20 protein-coding genes are annotated in these 24584 nt (G+C 42.3%); 9 read left to right on the forward strand and 11 right to left on the reverse strand.

Features of this window, described 5'->3' with window-relative positions; all coding sequences use genetic code 11:
- Positions 1-24 precede the first annotated feature (24 nt).
- A complete protein-coding gene (locus DK846_RS06255; RefSeq protein WP_109968078.1) occupies positions 25-2904 on the reverse strand; it encodes a hypothetical protein in 2880 nt (959 codons plus the stop codon).
- Between the two features lie 50 nt (positions 2905-2954).
- On the reverse strand, positions 2955-3311 hold the full coding sequence (locus tag DK846_RS06260) for a hypothetical protein (protein ID WP_146201156.1): 357 nt from the start codon (positions 3309-3311) through the stop codon (positions 2955-2957).
- A 530-nt stretch (positions 3312-3841) separates the two neighbouring features.
- On the opposite strand from DK846_RS06260, the gene DK846_RS06265 reads away from it, so the two are divergent.
- The 3 genes from DK846_RS06265 to DK846_RS06275 are packed head-to-tail and all read left to right on the forward strand — an operon-like array spanning position 3842 to position 5171.
- Complete coding sequence (locus tag DK846_RS06265) at positions 3842-4351, forward strand: hypothetical protein (protein ID WP_109968080.1); 510 nt, start codon at positions 3842-3844, stop codon at positions 4349-4351.
- Positions 4352-4380: 29 nt separating this feature from the next.
- Positions 4381-4932 (forward strand): hypothetical protein, encoded by a 552-nt coding sequence (locus tag DK846_RS06270; protein ID WP_146201157.1) that lies wholly within the window; start codon positions 4381-4383, stop codon positions 4930-4932.
- Entirely contained in the window at positions 4929-5171 is a 243-nt protein-coding gene (locus DK846_RS06275; RefSeq protein WP_109968082.1) for a hypothetical protein, read from the forward strand. The genes DK846_RS06270 and DK846_RS06275 overlap by 4 nt, the downstream gene beginning before the upstream one ends.
- A gap of 342 nt (positions 5172-5513) precedes the next feature.
- On the opposite strand, the gene DK846_RS06280 is transcribed toward DK846_RS06275, so the two are convergent.
- From DK846_RS06280 to DK846_RS06290, 3 genes are all read right to left on the reverse strand, one after another.
- Positions 5514-5810, reverse strand: coding sequence for a nucleotidyltransferase family protein (locus DK846_RS06280; protein ID WP_109968083.1), 297 nt, complete (start codon positions 5808-5810; stop codon positions 5514-5516).
- Positions 5811-6478: 668 nt separating this feature from the next.
- Positions 6479-8698, reverse strand: coding sequence for an efflux RND transporter permease subunit (locus tag DK846_RS06285; RefSeq protein ID WP_109968084.1), 2220 nt, complete (start codon positions 8696-8698; stop codon positions 6479-6481).
- A gap of 15 nt (positions 8699-8713) precedes the next feature.
- Positions 8714-10036 carry a COG1361 S-layer family protein gene (locus DK846_RS06290; protein WP_109968085.1) on the reverse strand — a complete coding sequence of 441 codons (1323 nt, stop codon included), beginning with the start codon at positions 10034-10036 and terminating at the stop codon, positions 8714-8716.
- Between the two features lie 159 nt (positions 10037-10195).
- Between DK846_RS06290 and DK846_RS06295 the strand changes: the two genes are divergently transcribed.
- From DK846_RS06295 to DK846_RS06305, 3 genes are all read left to right on the forward strand, one after another.
- The gene (locus tag DK846_RS06295) at positions 10196-11506 is read left to right on the forward strand and encodes a PAS domain S-box protein (protein ID WP_109968086.1); all 1311 of its coding nucleotides are present in this window, start codon (positions 10196-10198) and stop codon (positions 11504-11506) included.
- A gap of 583 nt (positions 11507-12089) precedes the next feature.
- Positions 12090-12788 (forward strand): alpha/beta fold hydrolase, encoded by a 699-nt coding sequence (locus DK846_RS06300; protein ID WP_109968087.1) that lies wholly within the window; start codon positions 12090-12092, stop codon positions 12786-12788.
- A gap of 65 nt (positions 12789-12853) precedes the next feature.
- Positions 12854-13057: an isochorismatase family protein gene (locus DK846_RS06305; RefSeq protein ID WP_219970659.1), complete on the forward strand. Its 204-nt coding sequence runs from the start codon at positions 12854-12856 to the stop codon at positions 13055-13057.
- Between the two features lie 118 nt (positions 13058-13175).
- Here the strand turns inward: DK846_RS06305 and DK846_RS06310 are convergent, their stop codons facing one another.
- Positions 13176-13670 (reverse strand): tetratricopeptide repeat protein, encoded by a 495-nt coding sequence (locus tag DK846_RS06310; RefSeq protein ID WP_181391653.1) that lies wholly within the window; start codon positions 13668-13670, stop codon positions 13176-13178.
- A gap of 306 nt (positions 13671-13976) precedes the next feature.
- The gene (locus DK846_RS06315; protein ID WP_146201158.1) at positions 13977-16220 is read right to left on the reverse strand and encodes a NosD domain-containing protein; all 2244 of its coding nucleotides are present in this window, start codon (positions 16218-16220) and stop codon (positions 13977-13979) included.
- Positions 16221-17014: 794 nt separating this feature from the next.
- On the opposite strand from DK846_RS06315, the gene DK846_RS06320 reads away from it, so the two are divergent.
- A complete protein-coding gene (locus DK846_RS06320) occupies positions 17015-17998 on the forward strand; it encodes an ABC transporter substrate-binding protein (RefSeq protein WP_181391654.1) in 984 nt (327 codons plus the stop codon).
- 60 nt (positions 17999-18058) lie between these two features.
- Here DK846_RS06320 and DK846_RS06325 read toward each other — a convergent pair whose 3' ends face one another.
- The 3 genes from DK846_RS06325 to DK846_RS06335 form a co-directional block, all read right to left on the reverse strand.
- A complete protein-coding gene (locus DK846_RS06325) occupies positions 18059-18853 on the reverse strand; it encodes a methyltransferase domain-containing protein (RefSeq protein ID WP_219970661.1) in 795 nt (264 codons plus the stop codon).
- 96 nt (positions 18854-18949) lie between these two features.
- Entirely contained in the window at positions 18950-19750 is an 801-nt protein-coding gene (locus DK846_RS06330) for an N-formylglutamate amidohydrolase (RefSeq protein WP_109968091.1), read from the reverse strand.
- A 342-nt stretch (positions 19751-20092) separates the two neighbouring features.
- The gene (locus DK846_RS06335; protein WP_181391655.1) at positions 20093-22111 is read right to left on the reverse strand and encodes a PAS domain S-box protein; all 2019 of its coding nucleotides are present in this window, start codon (positions 22109-22111) and stop codon (positions 20093-20095) included.
- Positions 22112-22375: 264 nt separating this feature from the next.
- Between DK846_RS06335 and DK846_RS06340 the strand changes: the two genes are divergently transcribed.
- The gene (locus tag DK846_RS06340) at positions 22376-22888 is read left to right on the forward strand and encodes an RNA pyrophosphohydrolase (protein WP_109968093.1); all 513 of its coding nucleotides are present in this window, start codon (positions 22376-22378) and stop codon (positions 22886-22888) included.
- A 6-nt stretch (positions 22889-22894) separates the two neighbouring features.
- Here DK846_RS06340 and DK846_RS06345 read toward each other — a convergent pair whose 3' ends face one another.
- Complete coding sequence (locus DK846_RS06345; RefSeq protein WP_109968094.1) at positions 22895-23434, reverse strand: hypothetical protein; 540 nt, start codon at positions 23432-23434, stop codon at positions 22895-22897.
- Positions 23435-23591: 157 nt separating this feature from the next.
- On the opposite strand from DK846_RS06345, the gene DK846_RS06350 reads away from it, so the two are divergent.
- Positions 23592-24317: a hypothetical protein gene (locus tag DK846_RS06350; protein WP_109968095.1), complete on the forward strand. Its 726-nt coding sequence runs from the start codon at positions 23592-23594 to the stop codon at positions 24315-24317.
- The last annotated feature ends 267 nt before the right edge of the window (positions 24318-24584 follow it).

The raw sequence follows: 24584 nt of genomic DNA on the forward strand, positions 1-24584 counted from the left end.
CCCCTAATATTAAATTTACCTTAACTATGGAGGACCTGGACTGGAAACATTAGGGTCATCCTCACCTGAATCAAGCCTCTCATAGCACTGATCACACAGATGCACCTGCGAAACCGGATCAGACCAGACAGCAGCCTTGAGATCACAGACCTGGCAGCGACCACTCGGAAAAGACCGCCGCACTAGAGCCTTCTTGTCAATCACACCCGGAAGAGGAATGATAGATGCAACCTCACGCGACACTGCCCGGCGATAACACGAAGAGCAGAGCATCCGCTGAATATTCTGTGAACAATGAGAAACCCGCTCCTGGTACTGAGTCGGCCGCTTGCCACACACACTGCACCGGTGATGATCAGGAAGACCAGGAACCTGGACAAAACTTCGTGAATTCACATCAGAGAGTGACATCTCATAAGGCAAGGTAGCCTCTTCAGGCTCAGGAGAAGACCCGGGATTAGAATCATCATGATCATCTGGATCATGATCCTCATCATCACAGAGCCAGACACTCCCCCCCTTCTCCCAGGCATCATACAGCAGAGCATCCCAGAGATACACCCGGGTTCGTCGCATCGTCGAGCAGCCTTCATCACCTCTCGTCACCGTCCGGTCAAGGTACGACACAGCCGGACACTTATCGAGAAGACCGGAATACGTCTTGCCGTACGAATGATACCCGTGAAGCAGTTTACCAACCGTGGAGTTCGAAAGCCCGGTCAGCTGCTGCAGCTCAGCAATCGATACCTCTGACTGATTCAGTGAAGTAAAGGCAGCAATCAGATCACTCTCACGCTTGGTCAGTTTGTTCGCCTGTGCACCAGACTCCCCGTTCAGCGTCTCATAAAGCCGTGCAGCCTCGTCAAAATCAGCCCGGCTCGCAATCACACACCTGACATTCCCAATCTCTTTGGACTCACGCTGACGCTGATTGAGTGCTGCATTGGTCCTGATCAGATCAAGCAGCATATCTGGATTTCTCCGATTCTCTGCAGACTGGAACCTGATCCTGGTCGCAAACGGAATCACAACCCAGACCTCTGAGAGTGAATCCCAGATCTGCCTGCACACCCGGACCTCCTCTGATTCAGGACCGCTGGTAACAGGAAGACTCTCTGCTCCTGACAGGGTCCGCTCAAGCACCCGTTTATCCTGAACCTCGCTGTCATCGATCCAGCAGGTCAGCATCCGGTTAAAGACCTGATCATCACCCGGACCCTCAACCTTGGCAATCCACCAGACACACCGCTGTGGAATCGTGCAGACCTGGACCTTTCTCTCCTTGTTCACGGTCCGGTACAGGAAAGGCTTTTGAAACGACGAGGTAACGCCCTTTAAGACCTCCTGCATCTGGTCAGAAAGACTCACATCATCAAGTGAGATCACACTGCCTGCACAGAGATCCTCCATGTAAAAGAGTGCCTTGTCACTCATCCGGCCTTCAAGCCTGAACTTCTTTGGAACAAGACTCTTCATCGTCTCAATGGCATGGGACTTCCCTTTCCCAGACTCACCGGTGATAGAGACATGCAGCCCTTTACTGTTGATCACACACCGGGACGCAAGTGAGTGAACAAGACACTCGGCAACCGTCTGATCACCTTCGTGAACAGATGCAAACGTCTCAAGCATAAACGAGAGCGGATCAGCAGACTCAAGGATCTCTGTACACCGGGAACTGATCTTCTCATCTATCTCCCCCATCTCTGACTCAATTGCACCGGCCAGTTGAACCTCCGGGTCTGCTGCCTCATACAATGCCCGTGCCTGTGCAATCTCGTACTCAGTCGGACGACACCGGCCTTCAGCCTCGTTCTTTGCCCTGATTCGCTCTGACCGGAGCCGGGCCAGCCGAGTCTCAATATCAGGTTTCACAGGTTCAAACAGGGCCCGAAGTTCAGACCATCGCTGTCTTCCGCCACCACACGAGTCATGGTGACACCCTGCAAAGATCGCACCGTTTGCAAACTGAATCGCATATGCCCCGTCTGAATGGGCTGATGAGAACGGGCAGTCAGCAAGCACAAAGAGACGGCCACCATTGTATGGTTTCTCTGTATACGAGAGGTTATGAGTAGAGAGCCAGGATGCTAGATCGATCCCGGTCTCCTGGCTGCGGCTCGTGGATCTCTCCACAGATGTGCGAGTCGAATCAGGCTGCCAGGATGCAAGCAGCCTTTGAATCTGCTCTGCACTCACTACCGAGGATGAATCTTGCAGACCAGAAGGAATCTTCAGAAGCTTTGATCTCCTATGTGGCCGGTCAGGAAGATTGTCTCCTTTGCGTGAGATCGTCCCGTATATCTTCCAGATACGTGCAGCGTTGAAGTTCGCTGTATCAACCTTACACTGTGCATCAGAAAACCGCCAGTCCAGCAGTTCGAGCACTGATTTCACACACTTCCGGCTCTCTTCATCATTTGAGAGATCAATCCGGTAGAGGAGATGAGCACCATTACCCGAGTCTCCAACCAGAGGATCAGGCCAGCCCTGCTCAGAAAGAAAGGCTGCTACTGATGAAGCAAGAGAAAGTGCCCGGGCATGTTCTTCATCAGATGACGACACTCCCGAGGGCCTGACCGGATCGATATCAATCGGCAGCCAACGCCTCCTGATAATATCAACATCAGATGTCGTGGTATCCTTCCGCTCCAGTCTGTGCTTGATCCGGTTGGCCCGCCTTGCAAGAAGTGCAGGATTGACTTCGTTGAGTGTGACATAGATCCCGGTTACATGGGCATCCTTCTCACGGTCACAAATATCTTTGGCAGCAGCGTTCAGGTCGTTATAGTATCCTGAAGATATTCCTTCTCCTGTGATTGCCCTGACTTCGATGACCTGGCCTTGACGGAAAAGAAGTGAAAGAGTCCTGAAGACCTCGTCCTTTTGGTTGTAGCCGGTCATTGCTCATTCACACCCCCAGGATGGGATATGATCAGAATACCTGCACAGGATCATTCAGACTCTTCCTCCAGAATTGGAATCGCTCCGCCAGGGAGGATCTGGTACTTGTCCCATTCTCCTCCTTTTGCTATCCAGAACTGCACATCTCCGGGAAACCAGCTGGTTCTGACATAGAGTGAGAGCCGTTCAACCTGTTTGTTAAACGAATGAGCACTCATCCGTGATGATCCGGTTCTGACAAAAAGAATCCCCGAGTCTTCTCTCCATGCAATCAGGTGAAAGAGATTAGGAATACCCCCCTGACGTTCTGTGACCCTGAACACAGAATACCCTTCACTCAACAGAGTGCCTCGTGCATTATACTCAGCTGTCCGGCGTGTCTGACATTTATGATACTGGCACATCATCTCTCCCGGGCCTGTGTAACCAATTGTCAAAGTCAATGAAAATCATGGAACATACAACGGCCAAGTTGGATATACTTAAGAATCTGCCCGTCAAACAATGATTAATCCCCGATTTAACCAGCCGGCAAGCATGAGTTAGAGCCGGGGATTGTGGTTTTTTGTTCATCGTTTTTATTATTATAAGACCCCCTGTCTATTCTTGAAATCAGGTCTGATTCAATCAGGACAGTGAAACTCCGTTTTTCAGTGATCCATCTAAATCTTTTGAATTGATTTCATCTTTTTTGGAAAATTATATGTACTTTCGAGCTTGCGACAGGTGAATTTACCAGGTATTAACATAATAGCGCAAACTTGCAAATTTTATCAATTAAAATTAATAAATATCAATTGCAGCAGTAGTGCTCTTATCAGGGCTTGGATCTGCTAAATGACAACGAAATAAGGGCTATTTCGACCCCACCTGAAAAAATTCATATATATACGACATACCACATAGTGTCGCTTGTCAGGCGACATGGGGGAAAACAATGGGGGATTTCACACAGAAAAGCGTTGTAAAATCAGCTGCTCGAAAACTTGCGTCACCAATCGCCGATTATGCTACGTTCAGTGCACTGATCCAGGATATTATTGAAAACAATCCCTGGGGATGCACGGCATACGAATCTGCAGGGGCTGCAAAACCGGCAGTTGAGAAGACCAAGGAAGCATATTCTGCAACCATCGTGTACGAGAATGCAGAAGCAAAGACAGTTGGATCCATTCCGGTACGGGGACCGTCTATGGCAGCTGTCAATACTGCAGTGACTCAGATCACCGGGAATGCTTCGATCACCACTGGGATGGGCACCGGTGTGTCAGCATCCCGTGATTCATCAGAAGACTCCTTCAGTTGCACAATCAAGGCACATCACAGCAACGGGGAACTCTACTCTGTGACATTCAAGAGGGACAGTGTCACCATCTCAAGTTACGAGAATGATGCTATCAGGACCGGTCTTGAGACCTGGGCTGATACGGTTGCCATCCTGGCATGATCTCTTCTTTTTTCATATCCGGGGGGAATATGAAAGGAGAATATTGTGCTTTAGCTCTGATCTGCCTTGTCATTTCAGGACTTGCAGGTGCTGATTATCTTGCAACGACTATCAGCACTGACGGATCTGTTATGCTTGCATCTGCTGGATCAGATGCGAATGGATCGTTTGCATCCAGGGTGATGGCATCAGACAGGGCAGAGGTTTACCGGTCAGTTTCTGAAAGTGATGAGACTGAGTCAGATCTCACCGTGATATCATCCGGTCCAATGCTGTTCAGTGATTTTGCTTCTGCGATCTGGAAGGGATCTAATCTGAACAAGGTCTGTACTCTGCTTACAGGTCAGGATGATCAGGATGAGGGAGAGGTTTCTGTTTATTCATCCGGCATCATCAGGAGAGGTGAGGTTGACACTGTTCGGCAGGTTGGTAGCGGGCTTTCCGGGCAGACATCAGTGAACGGGACCGGACTCATGGTTCTGGGATCGCAGAGTGAGAGTAATCGTTCTCTTGAGAACCGGGGGTTTGTCTCAGGGAATATGTCAGTTCAGGATCTTTTCAGGTACGGGGGGAGACTGTGATTGCTGAACTGGTGGCTGGTATCGGATCTGGTTTTGCTGTCCTGAACGGGGTAGCTGCATATCTTGTATACCGGCAGTATGTTTCACTTGCAGAGGTTTCACTTGAGTTTGCCGGGATCGTTGCAGAGTCTATTATTGAAGAGGATGGGGAGATCCGGGTTGATCCAATGGTCCTTGCCGGGGTTTCCATGGATCATCTGAGTCATGTGTCCGGGCTTGTGAAATGGATCCGGTGGTGATGGTGGGATAAAATTCCCATCGTTTTTTCGTAAATTCCGGGTGTTCTTTTCCAGAGATTGGATTGGGTGTGGGTGGGAAAGGGGTGGAGTAATTTGGTTTTTATAAATTCCTAAGTACCAGGGGGTCAAAGATGGTAAATCAGAGTGAAAAAACAAATATCTCCATCAGAAGGTATCACCCAGAGAATTCGGAAATCACCTGTATTACATGAAACCAGAGACGGGGGAATGGACCTGCTTAAGTCTTCATCCTGGCGAATAGCATCACAGGAACGTGAGGTTGTTTTTCCTTGATATAATTGATTTCATCGAGAATATGATAGAGAAATGGAAGATCATCTTTCATATCCAGATAACCTCACGGGAAATTGCAGGGAGAATATAAGATGAGACTCCATCGGTGGTAACTATCTCCACCGGACGAGTAAACAATGACTGAAGAAACTTTTCAAGATCGAGATATTTTTGGTATGAAACCGTAGCAGGGTCAAATTCAATAAGAATATCCAGGTCGCTGGTATGGTTGGCTTCATTTCGTACCACTGAGCCAAAGAGGCCAATTCTCTTGACACCGAACCGGTCTTTCACTCCGATGACCTCACGTTTGAGAACCAATAAGACCTCATCCCGTTCTGTCATACATACCTTGTTGTATATTTGAGATACCGTGCAATAATTGTTCTCCCGGTTTTTCGGAGAAATTGACCGGGAACCAACGGCAGGAATCTGATATGTAATAGATGGTAACTTCCGGATTTGAATACCTTCACTTGTTCCAATGGGATGGATACATCCCAGAAACTAATAATCCATCAGAACAATGGAGATGTTACACACCGAATTCTCCTGGATGGGTATATCCTATGATGAGATGATTATCCTGGTCTTCTCCATTACCGTAATTCCCTGACTGTTACACCCGAGTAAAAAGTTTGAGTCATAAGAAAAATGAACCTACGAAAAAACCAGGCTCTGAATAAGGGAACCCCCATCAATCATTGCCATCACCGGGGTTGAGTAAGAGGCAAGATAACTGGGCTAAATAATTACATTATTGACCCAAAAAACGTGAACCTTTAAGAAATTAAACCATGAATTCGAATTTATATCCGGCCTACTGAGAATAATTGAAGAGATATACCCGGGAGCAGTAAGATAAAAAGCAATATGAAAAAGATCCTTTGCAATAATCATAACCCATATTGAATAGTATCCAGCATTTTACCCACTGAAACTGACGAAGAACGTATTTTCACTATTTACATGAACACGATTCTCAGTTCCCTGGAATAAAAACAAAGGCCAAGTTAAATGTTTTTAACTTGTTTTTCCTGTGCCTGTAACACCTGATTTAAAAGAGCCAGAATAGCAGGCATAATTACAACTGCTCCAATAAGGGAGAATAACACTGCAATAATGGTTGTCAGTCCAAAGTTACTGATCAGTACAAACGATGAGAGCAATAATGCTGAGAACCCAAAGAAGGTAGCAAGTCCTGAAACAAGTATTGAAGATCCTATCTTTCTGACACTTTCAGTAATAGCATAAATAGCATCACCGGTCTTTTCTCTTTCTTCTAAAAATCGCTCCATTACCAGTATAGTGTACTCAGCACCAACCCCAATAGTCATCGATCCAAGGCAGGCTGTCATTGGCGTATATGATATTCCAAGAATATCCAGTGCAACAGCATTCCATCCAACAATACACACGATCGGAACGATAGGTGTAATTGCGTTGACATTTCGATACACTAATATCAGGAACACAAGCACCAGAAGGAATCCCCAGAGGGTCATCTTGTCCTTGCTTTCAGTAAGATCCTGAATGAGACTGGTATACATATCATAATTACCAGTAATTGTTGCAGTTATTCCCGGGGGAGGATAATTCAATGCAATATCCCGGGAGATCTGCTCTTTAAGGACCCCTTTCTGACTAGTTTCAAGTTTTTTAGGATATAACTGGATTTGAGCCTCCTGATTTCCACAAACCAGTTCATCCTTGATGTCATCTGGAATTTTCTCCATGATGGCTGATATCTCCTCTTCAGAATCAGGAAGTACACCATTATTATATTCTGCCAGATAATCTGCAATACTGACTCCTGATGTGATCCAGGGTCGTTTTTTCAATTGATTATCAGTAAACTCCTTCATCCATCTGATGGTATCAGGGGAGGTGACTTGAGATCCTCGTACAAGGATCGGTATCGGTTCGGTTGATCCCACATTTCTCGTAACCTTATCGAGCATGAGTTTGGCAGGCATATCAGGAGGAACAAATGCTTTTTCATCGGTATCAACCGGAAGGGTCTTGTCAATCTGAATACCTGCAACAGCAAGAAAAGCCGCAATGAGCAATACCGGTACCGGGTTTCTTGCGATTTTTCCAGCTACTGAAGACAGAATCAGATCAGTTCTCCTTGGTTTAGTTGATACAGATTCTTTGGGTGAATACTGGAGGTAAAGGGCGAGCAGTGGTATTCCGATTAATGATGTGAGATAACACGTCGCAACTCCAATAATACTAACCAGTCCAAAGGATCGGATCATCGGGACCGGGGAGATAAACATAGCCACAAATCCCATCGATGTAGCAAGCATTGCATACATGACAGCTGGCCCGGATCTGACGATGGTGGTTCTGATAGCGCTTGAAAGAGAAGATAATCTGGATTCTTCATCCAGCCGTGCCTGGAATTGAATTGCATAATCAATACCTAGACCAATCAGAACAGGGAATGCAGCGATAACTGCCATGTTTATCTTGATATGCAATAATCCCATTATTCCGAAGGTTATCAATAATCCGATTGCAACCATGATAACCGGGAGAAACCGGTACCGCACGTAGGAAAATAATCCGGCCATGAGCAATACCATCAGGATAAGGGCTGCAAGAATGAGTGTTGTCATGGACTGGCTCAGTTCATTCTCCATCTCCTCATCAAATACTGATTCTCCGGTTAATGTTACGGTAATCCCCGGGGGTATAGCGGTATGTTGTAAGAATGAACGGATATCTGCTGCAGTCTCCTTTCCTTTACTCACAGATATACCATTATCCAGTTTGATCATCACCATGGTGATCAAATTTGAAGGAGTATACATAGTGTAGACATTACCCGGAATACCTGCTTTCACCTCCTGTAATTCACCCTCGCTTTGAGGAATCACCCCACCATTGCGTTCCTTAATGAGATCAGTAATCGCTGACACACTCGAAACGTGATGCAGGTTTATAATTGACTCTTTTAGGGAATCGATATAATTCAGGGTCTCTACACCAGAGGAATCCCCTGATTCTATCAAAAGGACCAGAGTACGTTTATCAAACTGTTCAGTATAATGATCATAAATGATTCCTTTCGGTGTACTTTTATCAAGATACGTGTTAGAACCGGTCTCCATGGTAAGGAGAGTCATTCCCACTAAAGAGAGAAGAATAACAGAAAGAAAGAATGCAGATACCACACGCTGATGATTCAGAATGCAGTTCGCTAGTCTGTAAAAAAGAAAACTCATAGAAATCCCCTACAATCAGGAACGATTTCCCAGAACTTTCCTAAAAAACAGGAAATATCCACAGCCAAGAATACCTACGACTATCAGTGAGAGAATATATGCATTTGAAGCAAGAACTGCAAAGATATCAGTTTGAGCAACAGTAATCGGCACTTTTATAGTATCAGAGATGTGGGTTTTATTCAGAGCATCCCGATACCGGATTTCAGAATCAAGAGCATATTTCTTCTCTACAGCATTATCAGAGGAGGTTATCTCAAACCTGGCATGGCCTACATCACCGGGATGTAGATCTCCAAGGTACGCACGGTCATCATTACTGGTAAAAGGATCGACAGCACTTAACCGTACCTCGGCACTATACAATGATGTAGCACCAGTATTGCGGTAATGTATGTCAATTGTTTTTGTACTCCCGGGACCAATCACAGGTACCGGACTTGTTATTGAGAAGCCTGTTTTTTCTCCGATGGGAACACCAATCCGTTTACCTTCTGTTTCAAGATTATCCCCATCGCTATTCTTGTAATTTACACGAATTTCGAGTGGATACTCCTGGACCCCGGCATCCCGTGAAACTGAAATTTTGAATTTGACATCAGCAACTGACCCAGGTGAAAATGTCCCAATATAGACGGTACTGTCAATAGGTATTATTGGGGAATCCCCACTTCGATTAATCAGGGCAATAGCTTCCTGCCCAGTATCACGTCCGGTATTCTTAAGACTCACATTAATATACCCAGATCCGCCTGCACTGATCGTATCTGGTGTCACCTTAATTACAGCAAGATTAATTGCTGATTTTACCTCGAATGGTATGTTTACCGTGAGATCCTTCTTGTTATACCGATAACTGATGCTGTCAGTTCCTTGTTGTTCTGCTTCTGCGAGATAGGTATACGACAGATGTAAGGGCAGCATGTATTTTCCGGCTGGAGCGTCATCCTTCACCCTGATCTGGAACACTACCTTTTTGGATTCAGAGCCGGTGATATCTCCAATCATCTGCTCATCAGATTTAATGAGAACCGGAGCATTTCCCTCCTGAAGCGAAGCAGATATCATTTTTGCAGTACTTGGTTGATCTTCCCTGTCCACGATATCAGACTGAACAATTTTTAGGGTGTTTAATCCGCTGTTCTGAATGGACAATTCTAATGGAACAGATGTACCTGGAGTAAATTCATTACTCCCGGTGATACTGACAGAAATATTTGGAGCTCCTGAGAGGAACTTGGTACCTGCACTAACCGGCAGTATTACAGTTCCAAGAATTAGTAATAATACCAGGATTATGCTAATTCTTTTTTTTGAGGGCCTTTTTGTATGCATCATTATTCATGATCCTCTGTGTAATCAATAGTTACCATAACTAATATAAAAAGTATCTGAGTATTTGTACAAATACGTGTAGAAATAACTGAAACATTATATGAACATTTGTTTGCAAATATCAAGCAAATTTATTTCAGTTGGGTAAACCATCCTTTATCTATGCAAAAGATAGCCGGGAATCTCACTCTAATAAAAGATATCCTCCGCCAAAACCCCAAAGGGATGAGTATCACGGATATTGCAGAAAAAGTCGGGATGAACAAGCATAAAGTAGGACGTTACCTGGATATACTCCACGCATCCGGACATATTGATCTTCGGACCTTTGGTATGGCAAAAGTATATACCCCATCATCCCGGATTCCTCTCTCTGCCTTACTCAGTTACACAACCGATCTGGTGATGGTTGTAAATGAAGAATTTCAGATACTTCAGGCAAATGATCCGATGATACAACTCATCAATCTTGACCGGGACCAGATTATTCATCACGATTTACGCTATATTGCTCTACCTGATCCATCTGTCCTTGCATTCCTCAATGAACTTGCCAATCAGATCCATACTCCTGATAAAATAAACGAAATTCGTCTCTTTTCAAATCCACAACGAATTTTCCATATCAGAATTGTCCCAACTACTTTTGAAGATGGTTCGGGTGGGAATACTGTAATCCTTGAGGATATTACTACCGAACGGGAAGCAATTGAAGAAATTCATAGAAGCAGGGAATTTTTTAGGGAGATGATCTCAAATTTGTCTGACGGTCTCATGGTAGCCAGTGAGACAGAAATTTTTTACGTCAATAACCGTCTCGTTGAGATTCTGGGATATAGTAAAGAGGAGATTGCAACACTTGAACCTGAAGATATTGCCCATCCTGATGAGAAAAAGAAGGTAAGAGAGATGGTGGAGAGGATGTTAAGAACGCCATCATCACTCCATGAGATACAATATTGGGCATATAAAAAAAATGGAGATCCGGTCTTTCTTAATGCACGGATGTCTGCAGTTCCCTATGGTGATTCACTCAGGTTTTATGTGCTCGTTTCTGACATGTCCGAACGTCGTAAAAAGGAGGAGCAGGAATATCTTCAGACTGAAATCATAAAACGTGCAGTAGAGCAGATGCCGCGTCCCATCTATTGTTATCGTATGGATGGGGAAATTTTTCTTATTAATCAGGCGTTTTGCCAGTTATTCGGCATACTGGATGAGCAGGCTGCGATCGGTAAGAACATACATGAGGTCATTGCTCCTCATAACCTTTCATCATTTACGAATAGAGATAAGGATCTGATATCACAGGAGCGGTACATCACCAATATACTTGAAATTGAACAGCCGGATGGGACTCTCATCAGATATTCGGTAGAAAAGTCTCCTATCACCATAAAAAATGCAAAATGCACCTATATATTTGGTGTTATTATGACTGATTCCCCAATTACTGATAATCCTCAAACATGAGAGTAATCCATTCCATATCAATTCCCGATTCCTACGGTGCATCGCGTTGTTAACAATTTGAACTAGTATATGCAATCAAGAGTTTAAACCGGATTAAACCATATCTGTAAAAGTTTCTTCAATTTCCCCTCAGATAACGTAAAGAAATGATCTGGTAATGACTCTTCAGATCCAGTTGTTCCAGGACCAATATCTTCGCCCCTCCAGGTAAGATAATCATACCCTTTTCCTACGAAAAAGCAAATGTATCGTTCGTTTCATAGATCCTGATATTTGTAAAGATTAAACCAGGACATAGTGGAATCTCTACTGAATTTATCAGAGAAGAGAACTGGGTTATCCGGGGGGACCAGGTGGTATATACGAAATATCAGCAGAGACCCTAACCCCAAATACCAATACATTTCCAAAAAGGCACAACTTCCATTGAACCGTATCGATTAAGAACAACCCTGGAAAAAAACAAAATCTGTGATCTGCTCTTCAAATAACTGACCACTAATGAATATGGATTAATTGCCTTATAGTTAGACATCTAACTATTTATTTTCCAACTTCCCACTTTCATATGGAGAACAACACCTTGCCAACCAAAGATCACTCGATAACCATAGAACCAGTTTCGATAAAAAATTTTAACAATTCTATCCCGGCCCTTGTATTACAGCCAGAACACCCTCGTGGAGTTGCTGCAGTTTTTCATTCGTACGGAGGAAGCAAAGAAGAAATGCTCGGGTTAGGATACAGAGTTGCAGAAAATAATCTGATTGCCTGTATTGTTGATTTCCGGGGCCATGGACAAAACAAAACCCCGTTAAACACCGGCATTTCTGAAGATGTTGATAGCGTAATATCATATTGCCGGGGTTTTGGAAAGGTAACTACGATAGGACATTCACTTGGAGGCAGACTGGCTCTTTTGAGTGATGCAGATTACAAAATCGGAATTTCACCTTCACTTGATAAAAAATACAGTGAGAACACCCGGAATCTACTCAATGCCATGAGGAGCTATAGGGTTTGCCCCCGGGATATTGATATCTTATTCGAAATTCAGGATACACTTCCGACATGGAATCCAGAATCTAATTCCAAGGATTCGCTCCTCATCTATGGAGAACGTGATGTGGAAGAGATCATAAAAGGATGCTTTACATTGCAGGAACAAGGAGTCAAAACATTCAAAATCCCTTCAGCATTGCATCCAGATATTTTCCTCCTGGAAGAGACATTCTCGATCATCAGTCGTCAGATCAACGAATGGTATAACGATAATGAATAAAAATATGCACGAAAGTGGATATTAACCATTCTTTAACTCACATTGTAGTTGCTTACGGCTCCAAGATGGTCTGCTCTTTTTTTACAGGCATTGGAGTTGACACTACCGCAAGAGAAGCATTTCAACACGGATATCACCAGATCTTTGTGGAAGATGCGATGACAGCCGTAACTGAAGCAGAACACCAGTATGTATGCACGTCCATATTTCCTAAAATCGGACAGATTCGAACAACAGAAGAAGTTATGAAACAACTGACTCAACCTTAAACGGTACATCTCTTTTTTTTAAGATACTCAGGAAAGATCCAATGAACCGGAGACGGGTAGTGCATATTGAAAGATGATCTTCTCTTTGCATGAATATGAAAAAAAGGGATTCTTCGGATTACCGGTAATATAGAGGGGAATTCTGGTCATAGGTATTGTAACCTCCATATTGCATCAGGGTTATGCCATTCTGGTTGGTATTGAAGTTGTTATGATATCCCGGACCGTAATAGTTGTTATATCCATCTGAGTAATGTCCGTTATTATAATTCCGATTGTCGAAATTATTGAAGATAATACCCTGACGGACAAATCCCGGATTAACATGCCTCATGGCATAATTATAGTCATCATATCGCCCCTGATACTGATACACATAGGCCAGATTTGACCATCCCTCATCATAGCCACTATTAATGGAGATTGCACGTCGAAATGCGTCCTGCGCTTGAGAATACTGATTATTAGCCTGATACGCAATACCCAGATTGTTCCATGCTATAACCAGACTTGGATCGATAGCAACCGCATTCAAAAATGCGTTAATCGCAGCTGTGTAATCACCCTGATTATAATATGTTGTTCCCAGGTTATTCCAATTATATGCAGACATATCTGCATTACAAGGCCCAATGAAGAGGCACAGCATCAAAATTAAAACAGTTCCGGATAAAAGTCCAATATGAAAATTTTTACCACATAAGAAAAGATTCCCCGATCTCATATGTTTCATATTTCCTGTAAGAAGAAATACATTTTGATCTTCTTTTGATCATGAGGGCAAGGATAATTTCAGCTGAGCATCCTTGATTCTGGGGATATTACAATAAATGGATACTTTGCCGGCGATTACCTGTCAAAAGATAACTAGCTGGATACAATCCCTGCACTATTTGGAAAAAATGAAATTAATGAGATATTAATTTGGCCATAATACCACTTTGGGAACGTAACTGAATACTCCCTGACGTACCTGAACATATCCGGTCCAGTCATGGTATCCGTCTTTAGTAACATGAACCTGCCTTATCCCTGCCGGTACCCCAACGGATTGAAGAGGGGTTACTCCCAGGTATGCTCCATCAACATACACCAGTGCATCTGATGGAGTAGAGGATATCCAGATCATACCATTCGGTCCTGAAACTCTTCCTCCATTTGTTACAATGAAACCAGGTTTTCGAATGATGTCTGATCTTCCAGTTGAATCAGTTACCTCTAATGTCACGGTATATCTGCCAATCCCGCTGTATGTATGAACCGGATTTTGCTCGTGAGAGACTGACCCGTCACCAAAATTCCAGTTCCAATGGGTTGGTTGTCCAGAACTGGTATCAGTGAATAAAACAGAGAGCGGAGGAACTCCCTGGGTGACATTTCCATCAAAACCGGCGGTTAGTGGATGACTCCACACTGCCAGCGGGAGATAATCGGTCTGGCCGGGAGCAAGAGTGAATGAACCAGTACAAATACCATCTCCCCGATCTGCATGTGTCTGGGAGAAACCGGTGCTATTCGGAGTTGCCCAGAAGTTTCCACCAAGGTTGGGTCCCCCTACAATGTTGGTTCCTGATGTGAGCGAGATGTTCCAGATGTTATTCTGGCTATACTGATCAATGAGAACGTTGGCCGAGTTATTGAAAATATTATTATACAGTATTGTATTTGTGATTGTATTTGCAATCAAACCAGACTGCTGGTTTTCTGAAATCGTATTCCCCGAAATGTTACCTATCGTTACATTCCGCAAAAAGAGACCATCGTAATTATGGGTGATTCTTGAATTTTTAACTGAAAAATCGAACGTATTCTGGATAGCAATTCCTGCTTTATCAAAATAACTCCATTCTGATGAAAGCAGTCCGTTTTTGGTTACCAAAACGTCATCAAGGATAACATGGGAAGAGTTGCTAATTCCAATCCCAAAATCACTCGTATTTGAGACAGAACTCTTTTTTATATCAACCTTATCACAACCCGATGCCATAATCCCGGGAATCGGATATGGATAGAGATCTGATCGTGCATCTTTTACCGATGAACCGGTAATTGTGATTGGAGTTGAGTTATAGATCCATAACCCACTGAGTGTTGGGTTTTTTATTGAAATATTGGAGAAAGAAAGGTTCACTCCATCCTGAATATCTGTCCCATCCCAATTTCCTATAAATGATGAGTTTGAAAAAGACCCATTCTGAACAGAGAGAGCAACCATACCATACATGGAACGTGCATCTGAAATGTTCTCTATATGAATCTGATTATCCCAAACAAACTGGTATCCGATATAGGAATTGTTTACGCTGATATTCTGTACTGTAACATTTCTGCAATTTGCGATGATGATCATCGCTGGTTCTGTATCGGTCTGGACAGTAAAATCAGACTGGTTTGAATAGTATACGATTGGCTTACCATCTACCAGGTTTGATCTGTCAATATGATGGAGGAAGTGTGGCAATGTATATCCCTGGATATCAAAGCAGATCGTGGTATTATACACCTGATTATTCTGAACAGTGTAATTCGTCCCTAAAATTTTAATACCACTTCTCTGATTCTGAACGACATTTCCAATGATCTGGTTATTATCACCTGATGCCTGAATTCCAACCCTGCCACCGGTATGAGTGGTATTATAGATTGCTCCTGAGAGTGCCGCGTAAACAATTCCTCTCCAGCTCTGGTTTGTTCTGAAATTTTGTATTACAACCCCCTGGTATGTAGAATTACTATCGGATTGAACAACAACTCCTTTTGTTTCTGAAAGATCATTTCCAAAAAAAGTATGCCCGTTTCCATCAAGGATGACATTTGAAGAGACAATTGTAACTCCCGTTTCAGAAGTATTCAAAGCAGTGTAATCATTTGAGATGCGATAATATCCAGGACAGGTAATTGTCGCAGGCATACTGATATCCATCCATGATCCTGGTGAGGATGAACAGACATCCGGGACATTTTCCATACTTGAAAGAGCAGACGGATTTGTTTCAACATCAGGTTCAGAAGAACCCTGATTCACGTACTTGTTATTATTGGCTAAAACCTTGGTATACAGATCGTGTCCAGAGGTACTATCCATTCGGTCAGCAGATACAGCTAACCCCCCACATCCGAAAAGGATGAAAATCAGGAGTATTATCCAGATATTCCTTTGCATATGAACCCCACCACTGAGCAAAGTATTGCACAGGTATTGCCCAATATATATCAGATAGAATATAAATCTACGTGAATGTAAACAACCAGGGTGAACATCCGGGGTTCAATCATATAGGCTGAACAGTGAAAAAATTCCTCACTACAAAAAAAAGAAGATATTTTCCGATCTTTGGGTGATTACACCATCATTGGTTCGTCCGCGGGAATGGAGGAAATATCATGAGTCTAAGAACCGATGATATCCTTGAGATATACCGAATGCCAATAATTAGTGTGATAAGTATGGAATTATAGTTAAAACAGAAAATTTATCGAGCACACATACTTATTACCAGTATATATAAGTTTGAACGTGTATCCATTGAGCACCGTTGGTTTTCCTACCGGCCCTATTATTCACACATTTTCAAAATTCACTTAAACAAGGATATAAATGATCCTTTGTTTATTAGAGTTCTCTTATTGATCTTTTTTGAATGGTATGTTTCAATCTACTCTCAATGAACGGAACTATATGGTACTGAGTCAACCGAGTCTATTATTTAAATAAGAAGGTTTCAAAAATATCACAGAGATACAAGAATAACTATTTCCAAGGATATATTATTCACCGAAATGAATTAACAAATAATTAAAAATTATATAGTATACTGATAAACGTATTAAATGGAATTAAGAAATTATTTCCACTAGGATGTATATGAAGGCGCTTATATGGATTTAAGTAGAACTGAAAATGGCAAACGTATTTTGACATCAATCTTAACAATTTGTATTCTTTCTGTCTTTTGTGTGTGTTCTTACGCATCTCCAACAGAAAATACAAACCAGAGTGGCGGATTTTCAATAACAGATCTCTCAAATCGGGAAATATCTCTTCCGGGTCCTGTATCCCGCATTACATCACTAAACCCGACTCCCACATACATGGCATGGCGATTGGCTCCAGATAAGATGACGAGCATTGATATGGTCTCAAAAGCCCTGACATACATGTTGTCTCCTGAAGACCAGAAGAAAGTCTTAGCATTGCCAGTCACCGGGGTGTATTTCAAGGGTCTTAATAATGAGCAGATAATCTCTCTCAAACCAGATGTTGTTGTTACATTGACAAAGGACCCAAATATCGATAAGGAACAGGACACTTTCAACATTCCGGTTGCAGCAGTTGATAAAGATACACTGGATTCATTTGCTGACTCATACAGGTTTATGGGGAAACTGTTAGGAAATGAAAAGGAAGGAGATGAGTTAGGAGATTACTGGGATGATCTCATAAAAAAAGTCACCAGCCAGGTTTCTACAATTCCTGAAAGTAAAAAACTCAAAGTCTACTATGCCGGAGGTTCACCAGATAGTACTACCGGATCAAAAACTATCATATCCTCTGTAATCAGGGATGCTGGTGGAATAGTATACCCGGATGCTGTCACATTAACTGCAGATCCATCAGATGAGACAATAAAAGTCCCTGTTGAAGATGTGCTAAAGTGGAATCCAGATGTCATTATAACCCACAGTTCAAATCTCAGTTCACAAATAAAAACTGATTCAGCATGGAAAGACACCTCTGCAGTTAAGAATAACCGGGTTTATTCAATACCAAAGTACGCCATTCCAGATGGAATTACTGCTGCAATAGGGCTGGTCTGGGCTGCTGATACACTCTATCCTGAACAGACCCAGTTGGATTACAAGAAGGAAATTCGTGACTTCTATCAAAACTTCTTACAGGTATCAGACTTAACAGACGAACAGATATCACAGGAAAATTAGAACGTTCTATCAGAAATATGGGAGTTTTACTTCCCATTTTTCGTTTTTATTGTAGACAAATTAAGACCCTGTGCCTGGTTTTCTTCCCCATATGGTGAATACCATATCGCTGACATACATGGAATTATTCCGGTTGCGTTCTTCTATTAACCGTTGTTCAAGTGTCTCAATGTCAATCTCCTCTTCGGTAGCGACACCGTTTTGAATAATCCGGGGAAGCATGGCACGTATAATAGTTGCTGTGGGATATGAAGTTTGAGGAGTCTGGATGATGGCTTCAGCCCGTATATGTTCAACTATAAGTCCTGCCTGCTTTATTATTTTATCCAGGTTAAATCCGATGTGCAAATCAGCACCCTCACGCTTTATGGTCTCCGAAATCCACCTGTTCACTTCTTCCTGAAGTGGTAGTGGAGTAATCCTGCCCGGAACCATTGTTGCATCATGTTCAAGAAGAGCGACAATACCTCCTGGACGAAGCATGCCTGATATCTTTTTGATAGCCTCAACAGGATCCTGGAGATACATGATAACCCGTCTGGAGACAGCAGCATCAAAGAGATCCTGCATCGGAGTAAGCGACATGATATCACACACTGAAAATGAGATGTTTGAGATGCTGAGTTCGTTCACCCGATTTTGAGCAAATTCAATAGAAGGTGCATCATGGTCAATGCCGAGAACCATACCCGTTTCTCCAGTTAGTTTAGAAACCAACAGTGATACATCGCCCCTGCCACAACCGACATCAAGGACCTTCATTCCCGGACCTATACCGGCATCGACAAACATCCGGTTCAACATATCTTCAACAGAATCTGTCAGAGACGTAATCTGATTTGGTTTTGACATCATCTTCTGTATGATTTTGCCGGATTTATAGGTGATATAATCCGAGTAGTTTTTCAAAGGACCTTTGAGAAAAAAGATGTAATCATCAGAATAGGAGGATCATACCCTGATACACTCATAGAAATTTTTCAATACATTCCAGATTCTCTCCCGTAACCTGATTGCCCGCTGTTCTATAGTTTCTAATCCCGGAGTTGCTGTATCTGGTTCATATAGCGTCCGGTTGATCTCGATCTGAATCCAGGGAATGCTCTTCCGCCAGAAATGGGCATTTGAAATGAACCCACCTGAAAATGGTTTATTTAATGATACAGCGTTTTCAGAGGGGAATTCTTTTCTAAAACATTCGGCCAGCATGCGGATCCATTCTTGACTACATGTCACAAGTGTTCCTTCTCTCTCACGCCCATGACTGTCACCGTTATTTCCAAGACAGATCAGAGGACGACATTTCCCAGCATCTTTCTGGTTTTCAGATCCTACCGGGACCATTGAATGACAGTCAAATGCTATCTTGACAGGGAGCTCATCAAGGTATTCGTCAATTTTCTGATGATAGGGAAAATAATGGGAGAGGACCATGGTATGGATGAGATGCATGTCCGGTACTTCTCCGGATTTATAGATATCTCGGTTATCAAATGTTTTTGTCTTTATTACTCCATCAGGATCATGAAGAGGAACCGGAAGAGGAGGACGATTCAGATCCACGATCATCCGAGAGACTGGGGTGTCGATATATGCTGCAACACGGTTTTGAAACCCAAAAATAGTCCTGGTTAAGGGATCTGAATAAAATGCAAGGTCATCTTCAGTGAGGAGTAATCGTGACCTGACAGACTCAACAATTTCAGTACCACCATGGGGAACAGAGATCAGAAGCGGAAGATTGGTACTCATAGATATCTATAGATGAATATTGACGGGATCAGGGTTATATTGCATCGTGCAACTCTTATGAATGAATATATACGGAGGTTGTTGTCTGGTTGTAGAGACAGTGGATTTCAAAGAATACGACTACTATACAGCATTAAATGGACACAAACGTTCAGGTTTCCATCCAGCACTATCCATTAATGGTATAAGACTCTAAACATGATTCATTGTACCAAATAGAGTTAGATTACAACAATTAAAATAATAAGGACTATTCCAAACATTTCATTTATAGAATTTACTATTATTGCCAGTCAAATTACTAAAACCGGCATTATTGCTCATTGATCACAATGCAGGAACTCATGACTTGTACTGTAATACTAAAGACTCATCTTCCTTATTAGAATTATACACGTTGTTTGCATGTTTAGTCAGGAAGATTCTGACCTTTTCAGAATATAGGTATCCTTTATCCAATTGATCAATGAGTTTATCGATGTGAATTATCTGGTCCTGAAGGATCTTCCCATTCTTATCTCCAACCTCTTCAGCGATAAATTGCATGACAGTGAGGGGATTTCTGATCTGGTCATTTAAGGCTGCTAGTGTCTCAAGATTCTTATCAATCTGATTGAGTGCACTATTTAATTTCGCCTCTGCCTCTTTTCGTTCGGTAATATCACGACTCACTCCTATGATTTCAACAGCATTTCCATAGTCATCAGCAACAAGGGTCGTAACAGCTTCAGTAGGAACCGTTGATCCATCTTTACATCTCTGAAAAATCTCAGTAACCCAAACCCGGGCTGATTCGTCACCAGATTTAAATTGTGATAATCGAAGTGGTAATGTTGTATTTACAAAATCATATGATTCCTCAGTCAGCATTTCTTCAAAAGATTGATTTATAACCTCCTTATCAGTAAATCCTCTCATTTTAAAGACTGAAGGGCTCACGAACCTGAGTCTCTGCTCTGCGAGGCTATAGATCCAGATAACATCTGCAGAATTTTCAGATATCAACTTATACTGTGCATCTCTTTCATTGAGTGCAATCTCTGCTATTTTTTCATGGGTAACATCACGGTTGCTCGACCGCCATCCTAAATTCTCACCAGTGGAGAGAATTATTGGTTGACAGATATGGTGTATCCATTTCGTTGAACCGTTTCGATGAATAATCCGGACATATATCGAAAGCCGGGATGAGGATTTATACTTATTATCCAAATGCTCTTTCCACAGTTCCCGATCTTCAGGATGAACTATTTCTGAAAAAAAATCTTTTTTCTGATAAAACTCTTCAGCAGAATAACCGGTAAGCCAGATACTTGAAGGCCCGATATAGACATAGTTCCCTTGAGGATCCTCCCATATCTCCAAATCATATGTATAATCGGCAAGAATTCGAAGCTTTTCTTCGTTTTTCTTTAGATCAGAATAAGCCTTTGTTAGTTCACAATTGACATTTGAAAGATCTAGTACAGACTTATCACGCTCCTTTTCAGCGTGCTCTATGATTCGTCCAATCTGTCGCGAGAGCAGGGTAATAATTACTGTAACTACTCCGGTAGAACCAAGTGCGACAATTCCTGACAAAAAAACCGGATTGATTGAGGAGTGGGTGAGAAGAATTGAAAACACCAATCCTTCAATTAATACAAAGAGGAGTATTACTGGAAGAAACGTTCGTAAAAGAAGTGACTGAATTGAAGCTCCAAAAAATATCTCTGCAAAGATAGTATCTTCCTTTCTTGAGTAAAAAAGAGCAAACCCTCCAAAAAGAAAAGCAAGGCCGGTTGCAAAGGCTACCGGAACTTCTGTACCTCCATAGAAAAAGGGAGTATTATACAAGTAGCCGAAAGAAATAATCAGGCCTGTTATTGCAATAGGGATTGCCAACACTGCAGATATATCAAGAATGAATCTATGGCTGGATAAGCCAGTCAATAGTGAGATTGAGGTGAGAATAAAAATTATGGCAGTTACAGGAGAAGTCTTTGCCACAGGAAACCCTGCAACCATATCAGTATTATGAAAAAGTATTTCATTGATATCAGGAATAAAAAAGAATACTCCATGCGATAAACTGATGACACTCACTCCGAAAATAATAGACAAACCAGTGATGGATGCCCAGAATTTTGTTTGCTTAGATAAGGATGAAAATTGGAGAATGAGCACTATCGAAAATAGAAAAAAGAGTAGAGCAGTAAGAGGTGCCATCGGAACATAATCCGGACCAAAACTGATCACCTTCCATCGTCCGAAGATGTATGCAATAAGAGTAACAACTGAAATTATTATGATGACTATTGAAGAAAGGATGACCGGATTCAGGAGCGAAGTCCTCATATCAGATAAATTTATTTCACTCACTACATTATCTGACATAGAGACTAGTGCGACGTTGTAGGTATAAATACCTGATTAAGGTTCTTTTCTCAATAAATTCGCTACATTCACCTACACACCAACAAAGAAACCAGATTGGCCACCACTTTCATATTGAAATATTGATGTCCATCGGCACACGGGAGCATTTAAAAGTTAGTATAAGAACATATGTAAAGAACGAGTAAAGTTACAGAGATCTCTTTTTCCGGTCAATATGGTCCATTATGCTATGATAAGGGATATAAAATGATGCATCTGAAACATAAAAATAAAGATTACCGGCATAATGTCGGAATCTGTCTCTTCAACCAGAAGGGATTGGTGCTTGTCGCAGAGCGGCGGGACTTTAGAGGTTCATGGCAGATGCCCCAGGGGGGAGTTAAAGCCGGAGAAGAACCTGAAGATGCGGTTTTCAGGGAGATGAAAGAAGAGATCGGAACTGATAATGGTCGTATAATCTCAAAAATCCCGGGATATTTATGTTATGATTTCCTTGAACCCACACAATATAAGGGTCAGCAACAGGAGTGGTTTGCCCTGCTCTTTCTGGGGAAGGATGCAGAGATTAATGTTCTGAAAGAGCATAAAGGGAAAGAATCTGAATTTGTGAATTGGAGATGGGTACCACTGCAGGAAACTGTGGATTTGATAATTCCATTTAAAAAAGATGTGTATATGGTAGTCAGGGATGCATTTACTCCCATCAGCGAGGCATTATCACGTGGAGAGGATGTGCATGGAGTTACTCTAATATTATGAATACATCTATCCAATATCCTCGATATCATCAATAAGTTCTGATATCTCATCTTCGACTCCATATCCACAATTCTTGACATCAACCTGAGCCGTTATAAGCCGATCTTCGATCTCCAGTACATCAATTATTGCAGGGCATGACTTCAGAATAGTAAGCAAATCACTCATTGCAACACTGATTGATGAATATTTCGATTCTTCCATCCCTCCATATGTGCTGCAATATTTTACTATCTGCTCAATAAATACAAGTGTCAGATCAGCAGTGCCAATAGGATCCCCGGTCGCTTTTTTATAACCTGAAATGATCTTTTTAACCGGTGCAATCCTGGCTTTTCCAAAGCCTCGTTCAGGAAAGAACTCCTGCTTAATCTTCTTTACCCCATCCTCCAGAAGACCGGCATATGCTTCTTTACCGCCAACTTTTCCCTGCAGGAATACCTTGTTCTCCTTATTCAGAGCATACAGATCATGAATGAGAGAGATGAGAGCATCTGCATCAAATCCGGTTAATTGAGTTTTTATGTCTCGCCAGGATACTGTCATGGACCTACATATACAGTATGATCTCTCAAAGATTCAGGATATTGGATGTATAAATAAGGGAGAATGACACTGTAAAACGTTACCGATTCCCATTCAATAAATACTGATTAAAGGCCCTTGTGATAAAATATTTACCTCACTCCCGGGGATGTATAGTATGAACCACCTTTTCTTGTTCTGCTGTGTTGTGGTATTAGGTTTTGTTGCCAGCGGGTGTGCCCTGGCTGATAATGAGACTCCTCTGGTTGCTGGAAAGACTCTTGCTACCTTGTCAAATGACCAGCCAGAAATCAGTTTGCCATTGGACTCTGGAATCTTCATTGTGTCATTTCAGGCCCTTGAACCACAGACCATGAAGTTCAACCAGAATACGAAAGACAGTTGGTCAGAATCCACTGAGCTCAAGATCGTGAGTCCTTATAACGGTAGTATCGCTTTTGCGATCCCAAAACCAGGAGACTGTACAATTAACATCTCAAGTACAGGTTCTTGGACAGCTCAGGTAAACGAATATGACCTGGCAAGTCCGGTAAAGGCACCTGTGAACCTGTCTGGATCAGGCACTACAGTTACACAACCAATTACTTTGGAAAAAGGTGAATACTTCTTCCAGAGAGGAGAAACCGGAGAATCATCACCGTCATATTACCTCACCTCCTCAAACGGAAGTTATGTCATGGATGAGACCAACTCATATGTCTTACCAGGATTCAGCAGAATCTCTACCGAACCATTCAAGATCGTTACCATCACTGAATCTGGAACATATTTCTTAAGTGTCATGGATCTGGAAGAGAATCCCAAGGCATGGAATATGTCCATCTCTTCAGTACCACCAGCCCCGGTTATGGGACCCGGCCCGGTAATTCGCGAAACAGTATAAATCCGGAACCAGTTCTCCGGATCCTTTTTTATTCACATCGATAATAGGAGTGTCTGTAATTTTATATCGAATCTGACCAATTCATGATATTATTATCCCTAAAGAAGACATATCAGAGGCCTGTGTCGAGTATTCTTCTATTCTAATAACCGGGGTACATTTTGGGAGACAAATCTACCATACAACAATATGATCGATTCTCACGAATAACAGATAGTATACTTCTGATAAGCGTTCGTGCTTTACCGGTGAAAAATCATAATTTTT

It is taken from the genome of Methanospirillum lacunae (genome assembly GCF_003173355.1).
In the GTDB taxonomy this organism is placed as follows: Archaea; Halobacteriota; Methanomicrobia; order Methanomicrobiales; family Methanospirillaceae; genus Methanospirillum; species Methanospirillum lacunae.

Bases quoted from the DNA above. Each gene is read 5' to 3' on its own strand.
- DK846_RS06340 (WP_109968093.1), top strand. From the start codon at position 22,376: ATGATGCATCTGAAACATAAAAATAAAGATTACCGGCATAATGTCGGA.
- DK846_RS06330 (WP_109968091.1), bottom strand. From the start codon at position 19,750: ATGAGTACCAATCTTCCGCTTCTGATCTCTGTTCCCCATGGTGGTACT.
- DK846_RS06325 (WP_219970661.1), bottom strand. From the start codon at position 18,853: ATGATGTCAAAACCAAATCAGATTACGTCTCTGACAGATTCTGTTGAA.
- DK846_RS06290 (WP_109968085.1), bottom strand. From the start codon at position 10,036: ATGATGCATACAAAAAGGCCCTCAAAAAAAAGAATTAGCATAATCCTG.
- DK846_RS06280 (WP_109968083.1), bottom strand. From the start codon at position 5,810: ATGACAGAACGGGATGAGGTCTTATTGGTTCTCAAACGTGAGGTCATC.
- DK846_RS06350 (WP_109968095.1), top strand. From the start codon at position 23,592: ATGAACCACCTTTTCTTGTTCTGCTGTGTTGTGGTATTAGGTTTTGTT.
- DK846_RS06265 (WP_109968080.1), top strand. From the start codon at position 3,842: ATGGGGGATTTCACACAGAAAAGCGTTGTAAAATCAGCTGCTCGAAAA.
- DK846_RS06255 (WP_109968078.1), bottom strand. From the start codon at position 2,904: ATGACCGGCTACAACCAAAAGGACGAGGTCTTCAGGACTCTTTCACTT.
- DK846_RS06295 (WP_109968086.1), top strand. From the start codon at position 10,196: ATGCAAAAGATAGCCGGGAATCTCACTCTAATAAAAGATATCCTCCGC.
- DK846_RS06310 (WP_181391653.1), bottom strand. From the start codon at position 13,670: ATGTCTGCATATAATTGGAATAACCTGGGAACAACATATTATAATCAG.
- DK846_RS06285 (WP_109968084.1), bottom strand. From the start codon at position 8,698: ATGAGTTTTCTTTTTTACAGACTAGCGAACTGCATTCTGAATCATCAG.
- DK846_RS06270 (WP_146201157.1), top strand. From the start codon at position 4,381: ATGAAAGGAGAATATTGTGCTTTAGCTCTGATCTGCCTTGTCATTTCA.
- DK846_RS06345 (WP_109968094.1), bottom strand. From the start codon at position 23,434: ATGACAGTATCCTGGCGAGACATAAAAACTCAATTAACCGGATTTGAT.
- DK846_RS06305 (WP_219970659.1), top strand. From the start codon at position 12,854: ATGGTCTGCTCTTTTTTTACAGGCATTGGAGTTGACACTACCGCAAGA.
- DK846_RS06260 (WP_146201156.1), bottom strand. From the start codon at position 3,311: ATGATGTGCCAGTATCATAAATGTCAGACACGCCGGACAGCTGAGTAT.
- DK846_RS06315 (WP_146201158.1), bottom strand. From the start codon at position 16,220: ATGCAAAGGAATATCTGGATAATACTCCTGATTTTCATCCTTTTCGGA.